Origin of the sequence: Halomonas sp. 3H, from assembly GCF_024206005.1 — a bacterium.
Classification (GTDB): domain Bacteria; phylum Pseudomonadota; class Gammaproteobacteria; order Pseudomonadales; family Halomonadaceae; genus Halomonas; species Halomonas campaniensis.
Genome location: NZ_CP100360.1, coordinates 3,489,072 through 3,502,975 on the forward strand (window position 1 = coordinate 3,489,072; position 13,904 = coordinate 3,502,975).

General features: G+C 68.0%; 14 protein-coding genes. 1 reads left to right on the top strand and 13 read right to left on the bottom strand.

Annotated elements, in window-relative coordinates; genetic code table 11:
- Nucleotides 1–55: 55 nt before the first annotated feature.
- From benD to NFC98_RS16110, 7 genes are all read right to left on the bottom strand, one after another.
- Entirely contained in the window at nt 56–856 is an 801-nt protein-coding gene (benD, locus tag NFC98_RS16080) for a benzoate diol dehydrogenase BenD (RefSeq protein WP_254275915.1), read from the bottom strand.
- The gene (gene benC / locus NFC98_RS16085; RefSeq protein ID WP_254275916.1) at nt 853–1,878 is read right to left on the bottom strand and encodes a benzoate 1,2-dioxygenase electron transfer component BenC; all 1,026 of its coding nucleotides are present in this window, start codon (nt 1,876–1,878) and stop codon (nt 853–855) included. Before benC ends, benD begins: the two co-directional genes overlap by 4 nt.
- A 33-nt stretch (nt 1,879–1,911) precedes the next feature.
- The gene (benB, locus tag NFC98_RS16090; protein WP_254275917.1) at nt 1,912–2,400 is read right to left on the bottom strand and encodes a benzoate 1,2-dioxygenase small subunit; all 489 of its coding nucleotides are present in this window, start codon (nt 2,398–2,400) and stop codon (nt 1,912–1,914) included.
- A gap of 31 nt (nt 2,401–2,431) precedes the next feature.
- The gene (locus NFC98_RS16095; RefSeq protein ID WP_254275892.1) at nt 2,432–3,799 is read right to left on the bottom strand and encodes a Rieske 2Fe-2S domain-containing protein; all 1,368 of its coding nucleotides are present in this window, start codon (nt 3,797–3,799) and stop codon (nt 2,432–2,434) included.
- Nucleotides 3,800–3,969: 170 nt separating this feature from the next.
- The gene (gene catA / locus NFC98_RS16100; protein ID WP_254275893.1) at nt 3,970–4,944 is read right to left on the bottom strand and encodes a catechol 1,2-dioxygenase; all 975 of its coding nucleotides are present in this window, start codon (nt 4,942–4,944) and stop codon (nt 3,970–3,972) included.
- A 66-nt stretch (nt 4,945–5,010) separates the two neighbouring features.
- The gene (catC, locus tag NFC98_RS16105; RefSeq protein WP_086511712.1) at nt 5,011–5,301 is read right to left on the bottom strand and encodes a muconolactone Delta-isomerase; all 291 of its coding nucleotides are present in this window, start codon (nt 5,299–5,301) and stop codon (nt 5,011–5,013) included.
- Nucleotides 5,302–5,332: 31 nt separating this feature from the next.
- Entirely contained in the window at nt 5,333–6,451 is a 1,119-nt protein-coding gene (locus NFC98_RS16110; protein ID WP_254275918.1) for a muconate/chloromuconate family cycloisomerase, read from the bottom strand.
- A 104-nt stretch (nt 6,452–6,555) separates the two neighbouring features.
- Between NFC98_RS16110 and NFC98_RS16115 the strand changes: the two genes are divergently transcribed.
- Nucleotides 6,556–7,458: a LysR family transcriptional regulator gene (locus NFC98_RS16115; protein ID WP_254275919.1), complete on the top strand. Its 903-nt coding sequence runs from the start codon at nt 6,556–6,558 to the stop codon at nt 7,456–7,458.
- Nucleotides 7,459–7,467: 9 nt separating this feature from the next.
- Here the strand turns inward: NFC98_RS16115 and NFC98_RS16120 are convergent, their stop codons facing one another.
- From NFC98_RS16120 to pcaF, 6 genes are all read right to left on the bottom strand, one after another.
- Nucleotides 7,468–8,847, bottom strand: coding sequence for an L-serine ammonia-lyase (locus NFC98_RS16120; protein WP_254275920.1), 1,380 nt, complete (start codon nt 8,845–8,847; stop codon nt 7,468–7,470).
- A gap of 106 nt (nt 8,848–8,953) precedes the next feature.
- Entirely contained in the window at nt 8,954–10,069 is a 1,116-nt protein-coding gene (gcvT, locus tag NFC98_RS16125) for a glycine cleavage system aminomethyltransferase GcvT (RefSeq protein ID WP_254275921.1), read from the bottom strand.
- A 414-nt stretch (nt 10,070–10,483) separates the two neighbouring features.
- Nucleotides 10,484–10,882, bottom strand: a complete 399-nt coding sequence (locus NFC98_RS16130; protein WP_254275922.1) for a nuclear transport factor 2 family protein — start codon at nt 10,880–10,882, stop codon at nt 10,484–10,486.
- An 81-nt stretch (nt 10,883–10,963) separates the two neighbouring features.
- A complete protein-coding gene (locus NFC98_RS16135) occupies nt 10,964–11,797 on the bottom strand; it encodes a 3-keto-5-aminohexanoate cleavage protein (protein WP_254275923.1) in 834 nt (277 codons plus the stop codon).
- A gap of 69 nt (nt 11,798–11,866) precedes the next feature.
- Entirely contained in the window at nt 11,867–12,655 is a 789-nt protein-coding gene (locus tag NFC98_RS16140) for an alpha/beta fold hydrolase (RefSeq protein ID WP_254275924.1), read from the bottom strand.
- 13 nt (nt 12,656–12,668) lie between these two features.
- Nucleotides 12,669–13,871, bottom strand: coding sequence for a 3-oxoadipyl-CoA thiolase (gene pcaF / locus NFC98_RS16145; protein ID WP_254275925.1), 1,203 nt, complete (start codon nt 13,869–13,871; stop codon nt 12,669–12,671).
- Between the last annotated feature and the right edge of the window lie 33 nt (nt 13,872–13,904).

Sequence of the window (13,904 nt, forward strand, 5' to 3'; positions counted from 1 at the left end):
GTGGCTGGCAACGAGATGCGCCGGCCCGGAGCCTTCCGAACCGGCGCAGCGCGGACTAGCCCTGGTCGCCGCCACCCACCGGCAGCACGCTACCGGTGATGTAGCTGGCCTCGTCCGAGGCCAGGAACAGGATCGGCGCGGCCATCTCGTCCAGGGTGCCGTAGCGCTTCATCAGGCAGCTCTGCTTGGTCTGGTCGATATGCGCCTGGAACCAGGCCTTCTCCGTCTCGTTATCGGGCTCGGGCGTGCCGCGGGAGATCTTCCGCGGCGGCGCCTCGGTGCCCCCGATACCGGCGGCCGCCACGCGGATGCCGTGCTCGGCATACTCGAAGGCCAGGGACTCGGTCAGCGCATTGACGCCGCCCTTGGCCGCCGAATAGGGGATCCGGTGGATGCCGCGGGTGGCCACCGAGGAGACGTTGACGATGACGCCACCGCCCTGGGCCACCAGGGTGGGCAGCACGGCGCGGCAGCACCACAGCGTCGGCATCAGCGAGCGGGTGACCTCGGCGGCGATCTCGCTCTCGGTGAACTCGGTGAACGGCTTGAAGTTGATCGCCCCGCCCACGTTGTTGATCAGGATGTCGATGCGGCCGAAGTGCTCGACGCTCTTCGCCATCACCTCGGCGGCACCGTCCCAGGTCTCCAGGTCGGCCTGCAGCGCGATGGCGTCCACGCCCTGCGCCGCCAGCTCGGCGACCACCTCATGGATCAGGTCGGCGCGGTCCACCAGAGCCAGGCGGGCGCCCTCGGCACCGGCGCGCTCGGCGACCCGCTTGCCGATGCCCTGTGCGGCCCCGGTGATGACCATCACCCGGTCCTGAAAACGAGGGCCTTCGAAGCGGTTCCGGCTCATGCGGCCTCCCCCACCTGGTTGGGTGTGAACTTCTCGTAGTGGAAGCTCTGCGGCACGATGCCCTGGGCGTCGAAGTGCTTGAGCACCGCGTCGACCATGGGAGGCGGGCCGCACAGGTAGACGTCGACGTCGCCGTCGTGCATCACCTCGGCGTCCATGTGGTGGGTCACGTAGCCCTTGCGCGGATGCTCACTGGCCTCGTCCACCACCACGGTGGCGTAGGTGAAGTTGGGCAGCTTGGCCGCGAACTCGTCCAGGGCGTCCACCTTGACCAGGTGGTCGTCCTTGTTGACGCCGTAGATCAGGTGGATCGGCGCCTCGCAGCCCTTCTCCACCAGCTGGGAGAGCATGGAGAGGAAGGGCGCGAGGCCCGTGCCGCCAGCCAGCATCAGCACCGGACGAGTCACCTCGCGGATGTAGAAGCTGCCCAGCGGGCCGGTCAGGGTAAGGCGATCGCCTGCCGCGGCGCGCTCGCCGAGATAGCCGCTCATCACCCCGTTGGGGATGTTGCGGATCAGGAAGGTGGCCCGCTTCTCACCCGGCAGGGAGCTGAACGAGTAGGAGCGATGCGCCTCGGTGCCCGGCACGTCGATATGCACATACTGGCCGGGCAGGAAGGTGATCTCGGCGCCGTCATCCAGGTCCACCACCAGCTCGATGCTGTCCTCGGAGAGCTGCTCGACCGCGGCGACCGTGCCCTCGACCTTGCCCACCTCGGTCTTGCACAGGGTGGAGGCAACGGGGACCTGGATGACGCAGTCGGAGGACGGCACCATCTGGCAGGTCAGCACCATGCCGTCGGCGGCCTCCTCGTCGGAGAGCGCCTCCTCGATGTACTCGTCGCCCATGTCGAACTCGCCCTGCTCGCAATGGCCCTTGCAGGTGCCACAGACGCCGTCGGAGCAGTCCATCGGCAGGTTGACCTTCTGGCGGTAGGCAGCATCGAGAACCGTTTCACCTTCCTTGCAGCCGATGAAGCGGGTGACGCCGTCCTCGAAGTTGAGGGCAATGGTGTAGCTCATGGTCGTTCTCCTCCGACACCGGGTCTTCGTCTATCAGATGTGGTAGATATCGATGACCTGGTGGATATAGTCGTTGTTGAGTTGCACTACCTTGCGGGTGATCAGCGGGCTCTCGCCCGACACGTCCAGGGTGTAGAAGGAGCTCCCGAAGAAGGTCTGGGTCTCCTTGTAGCGGTGGTTCAGGGTCTGCCAGTTGAAGCGCAGCTCCACCTTGCCGCCCTCCTCCTTGAGCACCTCGAGGTTGGTGATCTGGTGGGTGGTGCGCGGCTCCGGCGTGCTCGCCCCGCTGCGCTCGGTCTTGATCCGGTAGACCCGGTCCTCCAGACCCTCGCGGCTCGGGTAGTAGATCAGCGAGATCTCGCTGTGCGGGTCGCGGGTCAGCTGGTCGTCGTCGTCCCACGCCGGCATCCAGAACTCGACGTCCTTGCTGTAGCAGGTCAGCCACTCGTCCCACTCACGGTCGTCGAGCAGGCGCGCCTCGCGGTACAGGAAGGCCTGGATCTCGTGGTAGCTAAGGCTCATGGTGTCTCTCCCCTTCTCGGTAAGGCCTGACTCAGGCGCTCTGGGTGGCGATAAACTGGCTGCGTTCCTTGTCGATGGCGCGCAGCATCTCCTCGACCCAGTGCTTGTGATGCAGCACGTAGAGGCCTTCGTCTTCCGGCGAGGCGCCGCTCAGCAGCGGCTGCATGTCGATCGCCTTGGCGTTGTCGTCGGCGCCTTCGATCCACTGCTTGGCCCCGCGGGAGAGGTCGTTCCACTCGGCCAGCGACCCTTCGTAGCCGGTCTGGCAACCGCGGAACTCCTCGAGGTCGTCCGGGGTGCCCATGCCGGAGACGTTGAAGAAGTCCTCGTACTGGCGGATGCGCACGCGACGGTTCTCGGCGGACTCGCCCTTCGGCGCGAAGCAGTAGATGGTCACCTCGGTCTCGTCGACGCTGATCGGGCGCAGCACGCGAATCTGCGTGGAGAACTGGTCCATCAGGTAGACGTTGGGGTAGAGGCAGAGGTTACGGGTCTGGTTGACGATGGAGTCGGCCCGCGCCGCGCCGAACTGCTCCTCGATCCACTCGCGGTTCTGGTAGACCGGACGCACCTCGGGGTTGAGCAGGCGGGTCCACAGCAGCATGTGGCCGTTCTCATAGGAGTAGAAGCCGCCCTGGCTCTTCGACCAACCGTCGGCGTCCACCGCCTTGGTGCCGCCGGCGTCGTAGTTGCGGCGGTCCATGGTGGAGGCGTAGTTCCAGTGCACGGTGCTGACGTGATAGCCGTCGGCGCCGTTCTCGGCCTGCAGCTTCCAGTTGCCCTTGAAGGTGTAGGAGGAGGTGCCGCGCAGCACTTCCAGCCCTTCCGGGGCCTGGTCGACGATGTTGTCGATGATCTTCTTCGTTTCGCCCAGGTACTCGTCCAGCGGCTTGACGTCCTCGTTCAGGCTGCCGAACAGGAAGCCCTTGTAGCTCTCGAAGCGCGGCACGCGGGTCAGGTCATGGGAGCCCTCCTGCTTGAAGCCGTCCGGGTAGGCGCCGGTCTTCTCGTTCTTGGCCTTGAGCAGCTTGCCGTCGTTCTTGAAGGTCCAGCCGTGGAAGGGGCAGGTGAAGGTGCCCTTGTTGCCGCGCTTGCGGCGGCACAGGGTGGCGCCGCGGTGGGCACAGGCGTTGATCAGGGCGTGCAGCTCGCCGGCCTTGTCGCGGGTGATGACCACCGGCTGACGGCCCATGGTGACGGTCATGTAGTCGCCCGGCTCGGCAATCTGGCTCTCGTGAGCCAGGAACAGCCAGTTGCCTTCGAAGACGTGCTTCATCTCGAGCTCGAAGAAGGCCGGGTCGGTGAACATGCTGCGGTGGCAGCGGAAGATGCCGGCCTCGGCGTCGTCGACGACGGCACCGCGCACGCGCGCTTCGAGTTGATCAAGCTTGCTGGTCATGATCGGGACTCCTGGGTCTCGTGAGAGACGCTGTCTGGGTCAGGCACCTCTCGTCCTGGCGGGAGCCAAGGCTCCCCCTACCCATGGCGGCGAGGCCGCCATGGCGAGACGTGCATTGTGAGAATCCGGGGGGCGTCGGCCGGTGGCCGACGCGGGGTCAGGGCCGGGCCTCAGACCTTGGCGGTGCCGGCCAGCTGGCTGTGCTGGTCCTGCTCGTCTTCCTTGGCGCGCGGACGGGCGTGGCGGGTCTGCAGCTCGGCCACGTCGGTCCTGGCCAGCTCGATGTCGAACACCACCTCGGAGAAGGGGCCGTCCAGCTCGCGCTGGGCGATCACGTCCTGGGCCTCGATGCGCTCGGCCGGCACCACCAGCTCCTCGCGGGTGGCGAAGGCGAAGTCATCGAAGGTGTAGGGGTCGCCCGCCAGGTTGATCTGGGTGGTCAGGTGCTGGTGGCCCGGCGCGGAGATGAAGTAGTGGATGTGCGCCGGACGCTCGCCGTGGCGGCCCAGGGACTTCAGCACCACGTCGGTGGGGGCGCCTTCCGGCACGCCGTAGCCGGACGGGATGATGCTGCGCGCGGTGTAGCGGCCTTCCGCGTCGGTAAAGATGGTGCGACGCAGGTTGTACTCGGACTGGGTCGGGTCGAAGAAGGAGTAGCCGCCCTTGGAGTTGGCGTGCCAGATCTCGACCTTGGCGCCGGCGATCGGGGTGCCGTCGACGTCACGCACCTGGCCGGTCAACCACATGGTCTCGCCATCCGGGTCCTTCCCGTCGTCCATGCGCGCGAAGCCCTCGGCTTCCGGGGCGCCGGCGACATACAGCGGGCCCTCGATGGTGCGCGGGGTGCCGCCGACGCGCTTGGCCTCGGCGTCGATGGCGTCCTGGCGCATGTCCAGGTAGTGGTCGAAGCCCAGGCCCGGCGAGAGCAGGCCGAACTGGGTCTGGCCGCCCAGGGCGTTGAGCATGCTGACGGCGGACCAGTACTCCTCGGGGGTGACGTCGAAGTCGTCGATCAGCTTGAACAGGTCGGAGAGCAGGCGGTGCATGATCTGCTTGCTGCGCTCGTTGCCACCTTCCTGGTCGAAGCCGGCGACGGTCTTCAGGAAATCCTGGACGTCGGGGGTATCGAAAATCTTCACGGTCATGGTGGGTATCCTCTGCGTTATCTCTTTGCTTCCGCCGGGGCGGGGCTGGCGTGATTCGTCCGTGACTCAGGAGTCGTCCTCGCGGATGGAGGACGGGTGGCGACACAGCGGCTTGACGCTGATCTCCATGTAGGGGAAGAGGGGCAGGTTGGAGATGATCTCCTGCAGCTCGGCGTTGTCCTCGACGTCGAAGATGCTGACGTTGGCGTAGCTGCCGGCCACGCGCCACAGGTGGCGCCACTTGCCGGCGCGCTGCAGCTCCTGGGCGTAGGCCTTCTCGGTGGCCTTGATCTCGGCGGCCTGCTCGGCCGGCATGGACGGGGGCAGCTTGACGGTCATTTCCACCTGAAACAGCATGGCTCGATCCTCCGGTTGTCGTGTCGTGGGCTTACTTGCGCGCGTAGTGCGCCAGCTTGTCTTCGTCGAGGGAGATGCCGAGGCCCGGGCCGGCCGGCAGGTCCACGCCGAACTCGCGGTAGTCGAGCGGCTCGACGACGATGTCGTCCTTGAGCAGCAGCGGGCCGAACATCTCGGTGCCCCAGGCCATCTCGGGCAGGGTCGCCCAGGCGTGCAGGGAGGCGGCGGTGCCGATGGTGCCCTCCAGCAGGGTGCCGCCGTAGAGGCCAATGCCCGCGGCCTGGGCCACGTGGGCCAGCTCCAGCACGCCGTTGATGCCGCCGGACTTGGCGATCTTCAGCGCGAAGGCGCCGCTGAAGCCGCCGCGGGCCAGGTCGAGGCCGTCGCGGGCGTCCTGCACCGCCTCGTCGGCCAGCATCGGCACGTTGAAGCGGTCGGCCAGACGGGTCAGGCCGGCATGCTCGCGGGCGGGAATGGCCTGTTCGATCAGCTCGATGCCGGCGTCCTGCAGGGCCTGGATGCCGTAGACCGCGGTGGACTCGTCCCAGGCCTGGTTGACGTCGACGCGCACCCCGGCGCGATCGCCCAGGGCCTCCTTGATGGCGGCCACGTGGCGCACGTCGTGCTTCACCGGGTTGGCACCGATCTTCAGCTTGAAGTCGCCGTGGCGCCGCTGCTCGAGACGCAGCAGGGCCTCGTCGATGTCCTTGGCGGTATCGCCGCTGGCCAGGGTCCAGAGCACCGGCAGGTGGGTCTGGCGGGCGCCGCCCAGCAGCTCGGCCACGGAGAGGCCCAGGCGCTTGCCCTGGGCGTCGAGCAGCGCGGTCTCCAGTGCCGACTTGGCGATCATGTTGCCGCGGGCATGGCGCTCGAGCCGGGCACGCAGGGCGTTGACGTTGCCGGAGGGCTGGCCGATCAGCAGCGGCGCCAGGTAGGTGTCGATGTTGCGCTTGATGCTCTCGGGGCTCTCCGGGCCGTAGGCCAGGCCGCCGATGGTGGTGCCCTCCCCCAGGCCCTCGATGCCATCGCTGTGGCGCATGCGCACGATGACCAGGGTCTGGCAGGCCATGGTGGTCATGGAGAGCTTGTGGGGACGGATGGTCGGCAGGTCGACCAGCAGCGTCTCGATGGACTGGATAGTGGCGCTCATGAGGGCTCCCGATGCGGGCAGTAAGGTGATTGCATGGCAGTCTGATTGCAGCGGGAAGACGGAACCAATATTGTTTGGGTGCCCCGCCATACCCAGGAGGTATCATGGAGCTGCGCCATCTGAGGTACTTCTGCGTGGTCGCGGAGGAGCTCAATCTCACCTGTGCGGCCGAGCGACTGCACATGTCACAGCCGCCCTTGTCCAGGCAGATCAAGCAGTTGGAGCAGGAAGTGGGGGCCGAGCTGTTCGAACGGGGACCGCGCGGCCTGCGCCTGACGGCCACCGGCAAGTTCTTCCAGCAGCACGCCCTGCAGATCCTCGAGAAGGTGGACGCCACCCTGGAGTCCACCCGCCGCATGGCCCGCAGCAAGCGCGTCATGTTCGGCATCGGCTTCGTGGCATCGGTGTTCTACGGGCAGCTGCCGCTGCTGGTGCGCGATCTGCGACAAAAGGATAATGTCGAGCTTGGCCTGGCCGAGCTGACCACGGTGCAGCAGATCCAGGCCCTCAAGGCGGGACGCATCGACATGGGCTTCGGGCGGCTCCGGATCGACGACCCGGAGGTGGAGCAGGAGGTGCTGTTCGACGAGCCGATCATGGCCGCGGTGCCCTGCGGCCACCCCCTGGAAGGCACCACGCCCACCCTGGCCGAACTCGCCCGCTACCCGCTGATCCTCTTCCCCGCCAAGCCCCGCCCCAGCATGGCCGATATCATGCTGGGCATGTTCCGGCGCCAGGGGCTCAAGGTGGAGGTGGTTCAGGAGGCCAACGAGCTGCAGACGGCGCTGAGCCTGGTGGCTTCGGAGATCGGCATCACCCTGGTGCCGGAACAGGTGCGCCGGCTGCGCCGCGATGGCATCAGCTATATCTACCTGGCGGACCGCTCGCTCACCTCCCCGGTGATCTGCAGCCGCCGCCGCGGCGAGAAGCCCACGCCGATCATGCAGGAAGCCAACGCCATCCTCGAGGTACTGGTGGAGAACCGCCGCAGCGGGCGCTATCCCTAGGAAGTGGTATCAGCACTCGATGGCGTTGACGGCGAGTCCTCCCTTCGAGGTCTCCTTGTACTTCGACTGCATGTCGGCACCGGTGTCGCGCATGGTGCGGATCACCTTGTCCAGGGAGATGAAGTGCTGGCCGTCACCGCGCAGCGCCATCTGGGCGGCGTTGATCGCCTTCACCGAGGCGATGGCGTTGCGCTCGATGCAGGGCACCTGCACCAGGCCACCCACCGGGTCGCAGGTCAGCCCCAGGTTGTGCTCCAGGCCGATCTCGGCGGCGTTCTCCACCTGGTCGATGGTGCCGCCCATCACCTCGGTGAGCCCGGCCGCGGCCATGGCGCAGGCGGAGCCCACCTCGCCCTGGCAACCCACCTCGGCGCCGGAGATCGAGGCGTTCTTCTTGCACAGGATGCCCACCGCGCCGGCGGCCAGCAGGAAGTCCACCACGTCGCGCTCGCCCGCGCCCTTGCGGAACTGCATGTAGTAGTGCAGCACCGCCGGGATGATCCCCGCCGCACCGTTGGTGGGGGCGGTGACCATGCGCCCGCCGGCGGCGTTCTCCTCGTTCACGGCGAGCGCATAGAGGTTGACCCAGTCCATGGCCGACATGGTCGAGGCGATCAGCGAATGATCGTCCTGGCTGGCCAGCATGCACCGGTAGAGGGCCCTGGCGCGTCGCTTGACGTTGAGCCCGCCGGGCAGCACGCCCTCGGCTTCCATCCCCTTGCTGACACAGGCCTGCATGGCGTTCCAGATCTCGCCGAGGCCCTGGCGGATCTCGGCCTCGCTGCGCCAGGCCTTCTCGTTCTCCAGCATCAGCTCGCTGATGCGCAGGCCGTGCTCGCGGCACAGCCGCAGCAGCTCCTCGGCGGTCTGGAACTCGTAGGGCAGCTCGGCGGTGTCGGCGTCGAGCTCGCCCCGCTCGGCCTGGGCCTCGTCGATGACGAAGCCGCCGCCCACCGAGTAGTAGGTGTTGCGATGGAGCTCCCCGCCGTGGCCATGGGCGATCAGCCGCATGGCATTGGGGTGGTGGGGCAGGTTCTCGTCGAGGAACTGCAGGTCGCGGGCCCACCGGAAGGGCACGCTGTGCCGGCTATCCAGGCGCAGCGTCTCCGACTCGACGACCTCCTCGATGCAGGGCGCGATGATATCCGGGTCGATGCGGTCCGGCCGCTCGCCCATCAGCCCCAAGACCACCGCCCGGTCGGTGCCGTGGCCCCGGCCGGTGGCGGAGAGCGAACCGAACAGCTGGACCTCGACGCGCGCCACGCGCGTCAGCAGGTCATCCGCCTGCAGCTCGCCGACGAAATCGCAGGCGGCCCGCATGGGGCCCACGGTATGCGAGCTCGACGGCCCGATACCGATCTTGAACAGGTCGAAGACGCTGATTGCCATGTTGCACCACCCCGGGCTGCCCGGATGTTGTGAATCAAGCCGCTATTGACCGAGCAAGGCGGGCCGACCGCCATGTGGCCCGCCTGCCCTGACAGCATAGCCGGCGTCACTTGCCGCGGTAGTAGCCCGGCGTGACGAAGGGCATTTTGCTGACGGTCATCGGCAGGCGCTTGCCGCGCACCTCGGCGTAGACGGTGGTGCCCACCTCGGCATTGGCGATGGTCACGTAGCCCATGGCCACCGGCTTGCCCACGCTGGGGCCGAAGCCGCCGGAAGTGACCACGCCGATGCCGTTATCCTCGGCGTCGAACAGCTCGGCGCCCTCGCGCACCGGGGCACGCCCCTCGCCCAGCAGGCCGACGCGCCTGCGGGTGTGATCCTTCTCCGCCACCTGGTGCAGGATCGGCTCGGCGCCGGGAAAGCCCCCGGCACGCTCGCCGCCCGGGCGGCGCGGCTTGCCGATGGCCCAGATCAGCCCGGCCTCCACCGGCAGGGTCGTGGTATCGATGTCATGGCCATAGAGGCAGAGCCCCGCCTCCAGGCGCAGGGAGTCGCGGGCGCCCAGGCCGATCGCCTCGACCTCCGGCTCGGCCAGCAGCCGGCGGGCCAGCGCCTCGGTCTGCCCGGCGTCCACCGAGATCTCGAAGCCATCCTCGCCGGTGTAGCCGCTGCGGCTGACCCAGACCGGAATACCGTCGATCTCGAAGCGGCCGTGCTGCATGAAGACCATCTCGCAGGCCTCGGGACACAGCCGGGCCATCACCTCGGCGGCTAGGGGGCCCTGGAGAGCCAGCAGGCCACGATCCAGCTCCTCGATCTCATGGCCCTCGGGCAGGTGGTCGCGCAGGTGGGCGATGTCCTGATCCCGGCAGGCGGCGTTGACCACCAGGTAGAGGTGGTCGCCGGCGTTGACCACCATCAGGTCGTCGAGGATGCCGCCCGTCTCATCTGTGAACAGCGCATAGCGCTGCATGCCCTCGGGCAGGCCGACGATATCCGCCGGCACCAGGGTCTCCAGAGCCTCGGCGGGCGAAGGACCCCGCAGCAGCAGCTGCCCCATGTGGGAGACATCGAACAGGCCGCAGGCCTGGCGGGTGTGCTCGTGCTCCTTCTTCACGCCCAGCGGGAACTGCACCGGCATCTCAAAGCCGGCGAAGGGCACCATCCTGGCGCCCAGCTCGACGTGAAGGTCATACAGGGGGGTACGTTTCGGTTGGCTCATGGCAGCTGCCTCCACTATTCGCGGGTCATGGGTGTCGGGTCGGGGCCGCCGTCAGGATATCGGCGCGCCGAATGCGCCCGGGTGGCACCAGACTAGACCAAGTTTCTTATAGGAAACAATAGGCGCCTAAGGAAACTCTAGATTCCTCCACCGTCGCGAGGCCAGATAACCGCAGGCAAACCCCAGTAACGCAGGCCGCGGGCGTCTTCTCGAGTCGCTCGACGTGACAGTTCGCCATCATGGCAGCCCTGCCAACGAGGGCAGGTGGCAGGAAGAGGCGGGAAGCAGACAGGGATCTTGAAGGGCAAGGCTCAACCCAGGGTCACGCGCCCTGAAACGTTTTTCCTAAGGGAAACGCACGATGGCCTCGGCGGTCCGTTCGAGGCCGACCCACGCCGAGGCCAACAGGTCAGTTCAGGGCTTCGCCCAGTCCGCCCGGGTGCTGTGCACGGCGCTCTTGTGGGTGATCTGCCAGCGGCCGTCGAGCTTGAGCAGCGCCAGCACGTCCACCCAGGAGTCCGCCAGGTTCTCGGTATTGTCGAAGCCCAGCAGCACGCTGGCCACCTCGCCGGCCTGGGTCACCTGGATGACGCGACCGCGCACCTGCCGGTGGCTGGCCGCCCAGCGCGCGAAGCGATCGCTGATCAGGTCCTTGCTGAAGCCGCCCTCGGCGTCCACCGCCAGGATCCAGGCGTCCTCGTGGAAGGCCTCTTCGAGCCTGTCCCGACGGCCCTGAAAGCCCTCCACATAGCCCTGCACCACGCGGACGATCTCGTCATGGTCAGGCGTGCGCTCGTCGACTGTCGTGTTCATGCGCTTCCCCTCCTGGTATCGAATTCATGCCAGCGCCGCCCGCCGTGAGACGGCAGGCGGCGTGTCACCCGAGCGGGTGGATCAGGCGGGCTGGCCGAGGCCGAGGATCTCGCGCGCCTGCTGCCAGGTGGCCACCGGACGCTCGTACTGTTCGCACAGCGCCACGGCTCGCTCGGCCAGAGCCGCATTGGAGGGGGCCAGGGTGTCGCGGTCGAGGCGCACGTTGTCCTCGAGGCCGGTGCGGGTGTGGCCGCCGGCGGCGATGGACCACTCGTTGAGCTTGAGCTGGTTGGAACCGACACCGGCGCCGCACCACTGGGCATCCGGCGCCAGGCGCTTGAGGGTCTCGATGTAGAAATCGAAGGTCGGCTTGTCGGCCGGCATGGCGTTCTTCACGCCCATCACGAACTGCACGTAGAGCGGCGCCTTGAGCTTGCCCTGCTTCGACAGGTTGACGGCCTGGTGGATGTGCGACAGGTCGAAGGCCTCGATCTCGGGCTTGATGTCGTACTTGAGCATCTCGCCGGCCAGCCAGTCGACCAGCTGGGGGGCGTTCTCGTAGACCCGGTTGGGGAAGTTGTTGGAGCCCACCGACAGGCTCGCCATGTCGGGCTTGAGCGGCAGCATGCCGCCACGCTCCTCACCCGCCCCGGAGCGGCCGCCGGTAGAGAGCTGGATGATCATGCCCGGGCAGTGCTTCTTCAGGCCTTCAACAAGGCGCCCGAACTTCTCCGGGTCGGAGCTGGGGGTCTGGTCATCGTTGCGCACGTGGCAGTGGGCGATGGTGGCCCCGGCCTCGAAGGCCGCCTGGGTGCTCTCGATCTGCTCCTCGACGGTGATCGGCACGGCCGGATTGTTTTCCTTGCGCGGCAGGCTGCCGGTGATGGCGACACAGATGATGCAGGGGTTGGACATGGAGACCTCTTTTCACGCCGAGGCGTGACTGATTGAGTGTTTCTTGTGTGTTGGGGCCAGGCGGCACGCCTAGGCCTGTTCGATCACCGCCAGCAGCTGCTCGGCGAACAGGCCGGGCACCTCCACGGAGGGCACGTGACCTACGCCCTCGAGGATCTCCAGGGGAGCGCCGTCGAGCTCCGCGGCCAGGGCCTCGAGGGTCGCCGGCGGGGTGGCCAGGTCCTCGCTCCCGCCCAGCAGCTGCACTTTCACCGGCTTGCCGCTGAGCTTGCCGGTAAAGGCGTGGCTGCCCAGCATCTCGCACAGCCTGGCGTAGGAGTCATCGTCACCGCGGCCCATCTGGGTGCACCAGCCCGCCCTGAGGGCCGGCTCGGCCTCGAAGCAGGCCGGGGCGAACCAGCGCGGCACGATCTCCTCGGACATCGCCGCCAGGCCCTCCACGCGGATGCGGCCGGCGCGGGTGTTCCACAGCTCGGCATTGCCGATCACCGCCCCGGTGTTGGTCAGGGTGGCGGAGAGCAGGCGCTCGGGGTGCTCGCTGATCAGCTGCTGGCCCACCACGCCGCCGATGGAGGTGCCGGCGAAGTGGAAGCGCTCGGCACCGGCGAGGTCGGCCAGGGCCAGGGCCTCCGCGGCCAGGTCGGCCGGGGTGATCGGACGCTCGCCCCAGGCCTGGCTGGCGCCGTGGCCGGGCAGGTCCCAGGTCAGCACCCGGTAGCGCGGCAGCAGCGCCGGCAGGACGTCGTCCCATACCGCCTGGCTCATGCCCAGGGGGTGCGCCAGCACCACCAGGGGGTTGGCCTCGCTGCCGAGCAGGCGATAGGCGACGCTGCGCCCGTTGATGTTCAGAAATGCCATGGAAACTCTCCTGTTAAACCCGCTCGATCAGGGTCGCGATGCCCTGCCCCACGCCTACGCACATGGTGCACAGGGCGTAGCGCTTGCCGCTCTTCTGCAGCTCGTGGGCCGCGGTCAGCAGCAGCCGGGCGCCGGACATGCCCAGCGGGTGGCCCAGCGCGATGGCGCCGCCGTTGGGGTTGACCCGCGGGTCGTCGTCGGCGATCCCCAGCTCGCGCAGGCAGGCCAGCGCCTGGGCGGCGAAGGCCTCGTTGAGCTCGATCACGTCGATCTCGTCCAGCGACACCCCGGTGCGCGCGAGCAGCTTCTGCACCGCGGGCACCGGGCCGATGCCCATGATGCGCGGCTCGACGCCGGCGGTGGCCATGCCGAGGATCTTCGCCATGGGGGTGAGGCCGTGCTTCTCCACCGCGGCGGCGCTTGCCACCAGCATGGCGGCGGCGCCGTCGTTGACCCCGGAGGCGTTGCCGGCGGTGACGCTGCCGCCCTCGCGGAAGGGTGCCGGCAGGGCGGCGAGCTTCTCGAGCGTCGTCGCGCGCAGGTGCTCGTCCTGGTCGAAGCGCAGCGGTTCCTGCTTGCGGCGCGGAATCTCGATGGCGGTGATCTCCAGCGCGAAGCGGCCGGCGGCCTGGGCGGCGGCGGCCTTCTGCTGGGAGCGCAGGGCGAAGGCGTCCTGATCCTCGCGAGAGATCTTGAACTGCTCGGCCACGTTCTCGGCGGTCTCCGGCATGGACTCGACGCCATAGGCCTGCTTCATCAGCGGGTTGATGAAGCGCCAGCCGATGGTGGTGTCCTCGATCTTCTGGCCCCGGGAGAAGGCGCTGTCGGCCTTGCCCATCACGTAGGGCGCCCGGGACATGGACTCCACGCCGCCGGCCAGCGCCAGGTCCAACTCGCCGGCCTTGATGGCGCGAAAGGCGGAGCCCACCGCGTCCATGCCGGAGCCGCACAGGCGGTTCAGGGTAGTGCCGGGGATTGATACCGGCATGCCCGCCAGCAGCAGCGACATGCGCGCCACGCTGCGGTTGTCCTCGCCGGCCTGGTTGGCGCAGCCCATGAAGACCTCTTCGATGGCGGCAGGGTCCAGCTCGGGGGCTTGTGCCAGCACCGCCTTGAAGATGGCGGCCGCCAGGTCGTCGGGGCGCACACTCGAGAGGGTACCGCCGAAGCGGCCCACGGCGCTGCGCCGCGGATGGCAGAGGAATACGTCGGTCATTGCCTTATCTCCTGGAAATCGCTGCGGGTGGCG

Bases quoted from the DNA above. Each gene is read 5' to 3' on its own strand.
- benD (WP_254275915.1), bottom strand. From the start codon at position 856: ATGAGCCGGAACCGCTTCGAAGGCCCTCGTTTTCAGGACCGGGTGATG.
- benC (WP_254275916.1), bottom strand. From the start codon at position 1,878: ATGAGCTACACCATTGCCCTCAACTTCGAGGACGGCGTCACCCGCTTC.
- benB (WP_254275917.1), bottom strand. From the start codon at position 2,400: ATGAGCCTTAGCTACCACGAGATCCAGGCCTTCCTGTACCGCGAGGCG.
- NFC98_RS16095 (WP_254275892.1), bottom strand. From the start codon at position 3,799: ATGACCAGCAAGCTTGATCAACTCGAAGCGCGCGTGCGCGGTGCCGTC.
- catA (WP_254275893.1), bottom strand. From the start codon at position 4,944: ATGACCGTGAAGATTTTCGATACCCCCGACGTCCAGGATTTCCTGAAG.
- catC (WP_086511712.1), bottom strand. From the start codon at position 5,301: ATGCTGTTTCAGGTGGAAATGACCGTCAAGCTGCCCCCGTCCATGCCG.
- NFC98_RS16110 (WP_254275918.1), bottom strand. From the start codon at position 6,451: ATGAGCGCCACTATCCAGTCCATCGAGACGCTGCTGGTCGACCTGCCG.
- NFC98_RS16115 (WP_254275919.1), top strand. From the start codon at position 6,556: ATGGAGCTGCGCCATCTGAGGTACTTCTGCGTGGTCGCGGAGGAGCTC.
- NFC98_RS16120 (WP_254275920.1), bottom strand. From the start codon at position 8,847: ATGGCAATCAGCGTCTTCGACCTGTTCAAGATCGGTATCGGGCCGTCG.
- gcvT (WP_254275921.1), bottom strand. From the start codon at position 10,069: ATGAGCCAACCGAAACGTACCCCCCTGTATGACCTTCACGTCGAGCTG.
- NFC98_RS16130 (WP_254275922.1), bottom strand. From the start codon at position 10,882: ATGAACACGACAGTCGACGAGCGCACGCCTGACCATGACGAGATCGTC.
- NFC98_RS16135 (WP_254275923.1), bottom strand. From the start codon at position 11,797: ATGTCCAACCCCTGCATCATCTGTGTCGCCATCACCGGCAGCCTGCCG.
- NFC98_RS16140 (WP_254275924.1), bottom strand. From the start codon at position 12,655: ATGGCATTTCTGAACATCAACGGGCGCAGCGTCGCCTATCGCCTGCTC.
- pcaF (WP_254275925.1), bottom strand. From the start codon at position 13,871: ATGACCGACGTATTCCTCTGCCATCCGCGGCGCAGCGCCGTGGGCCGC.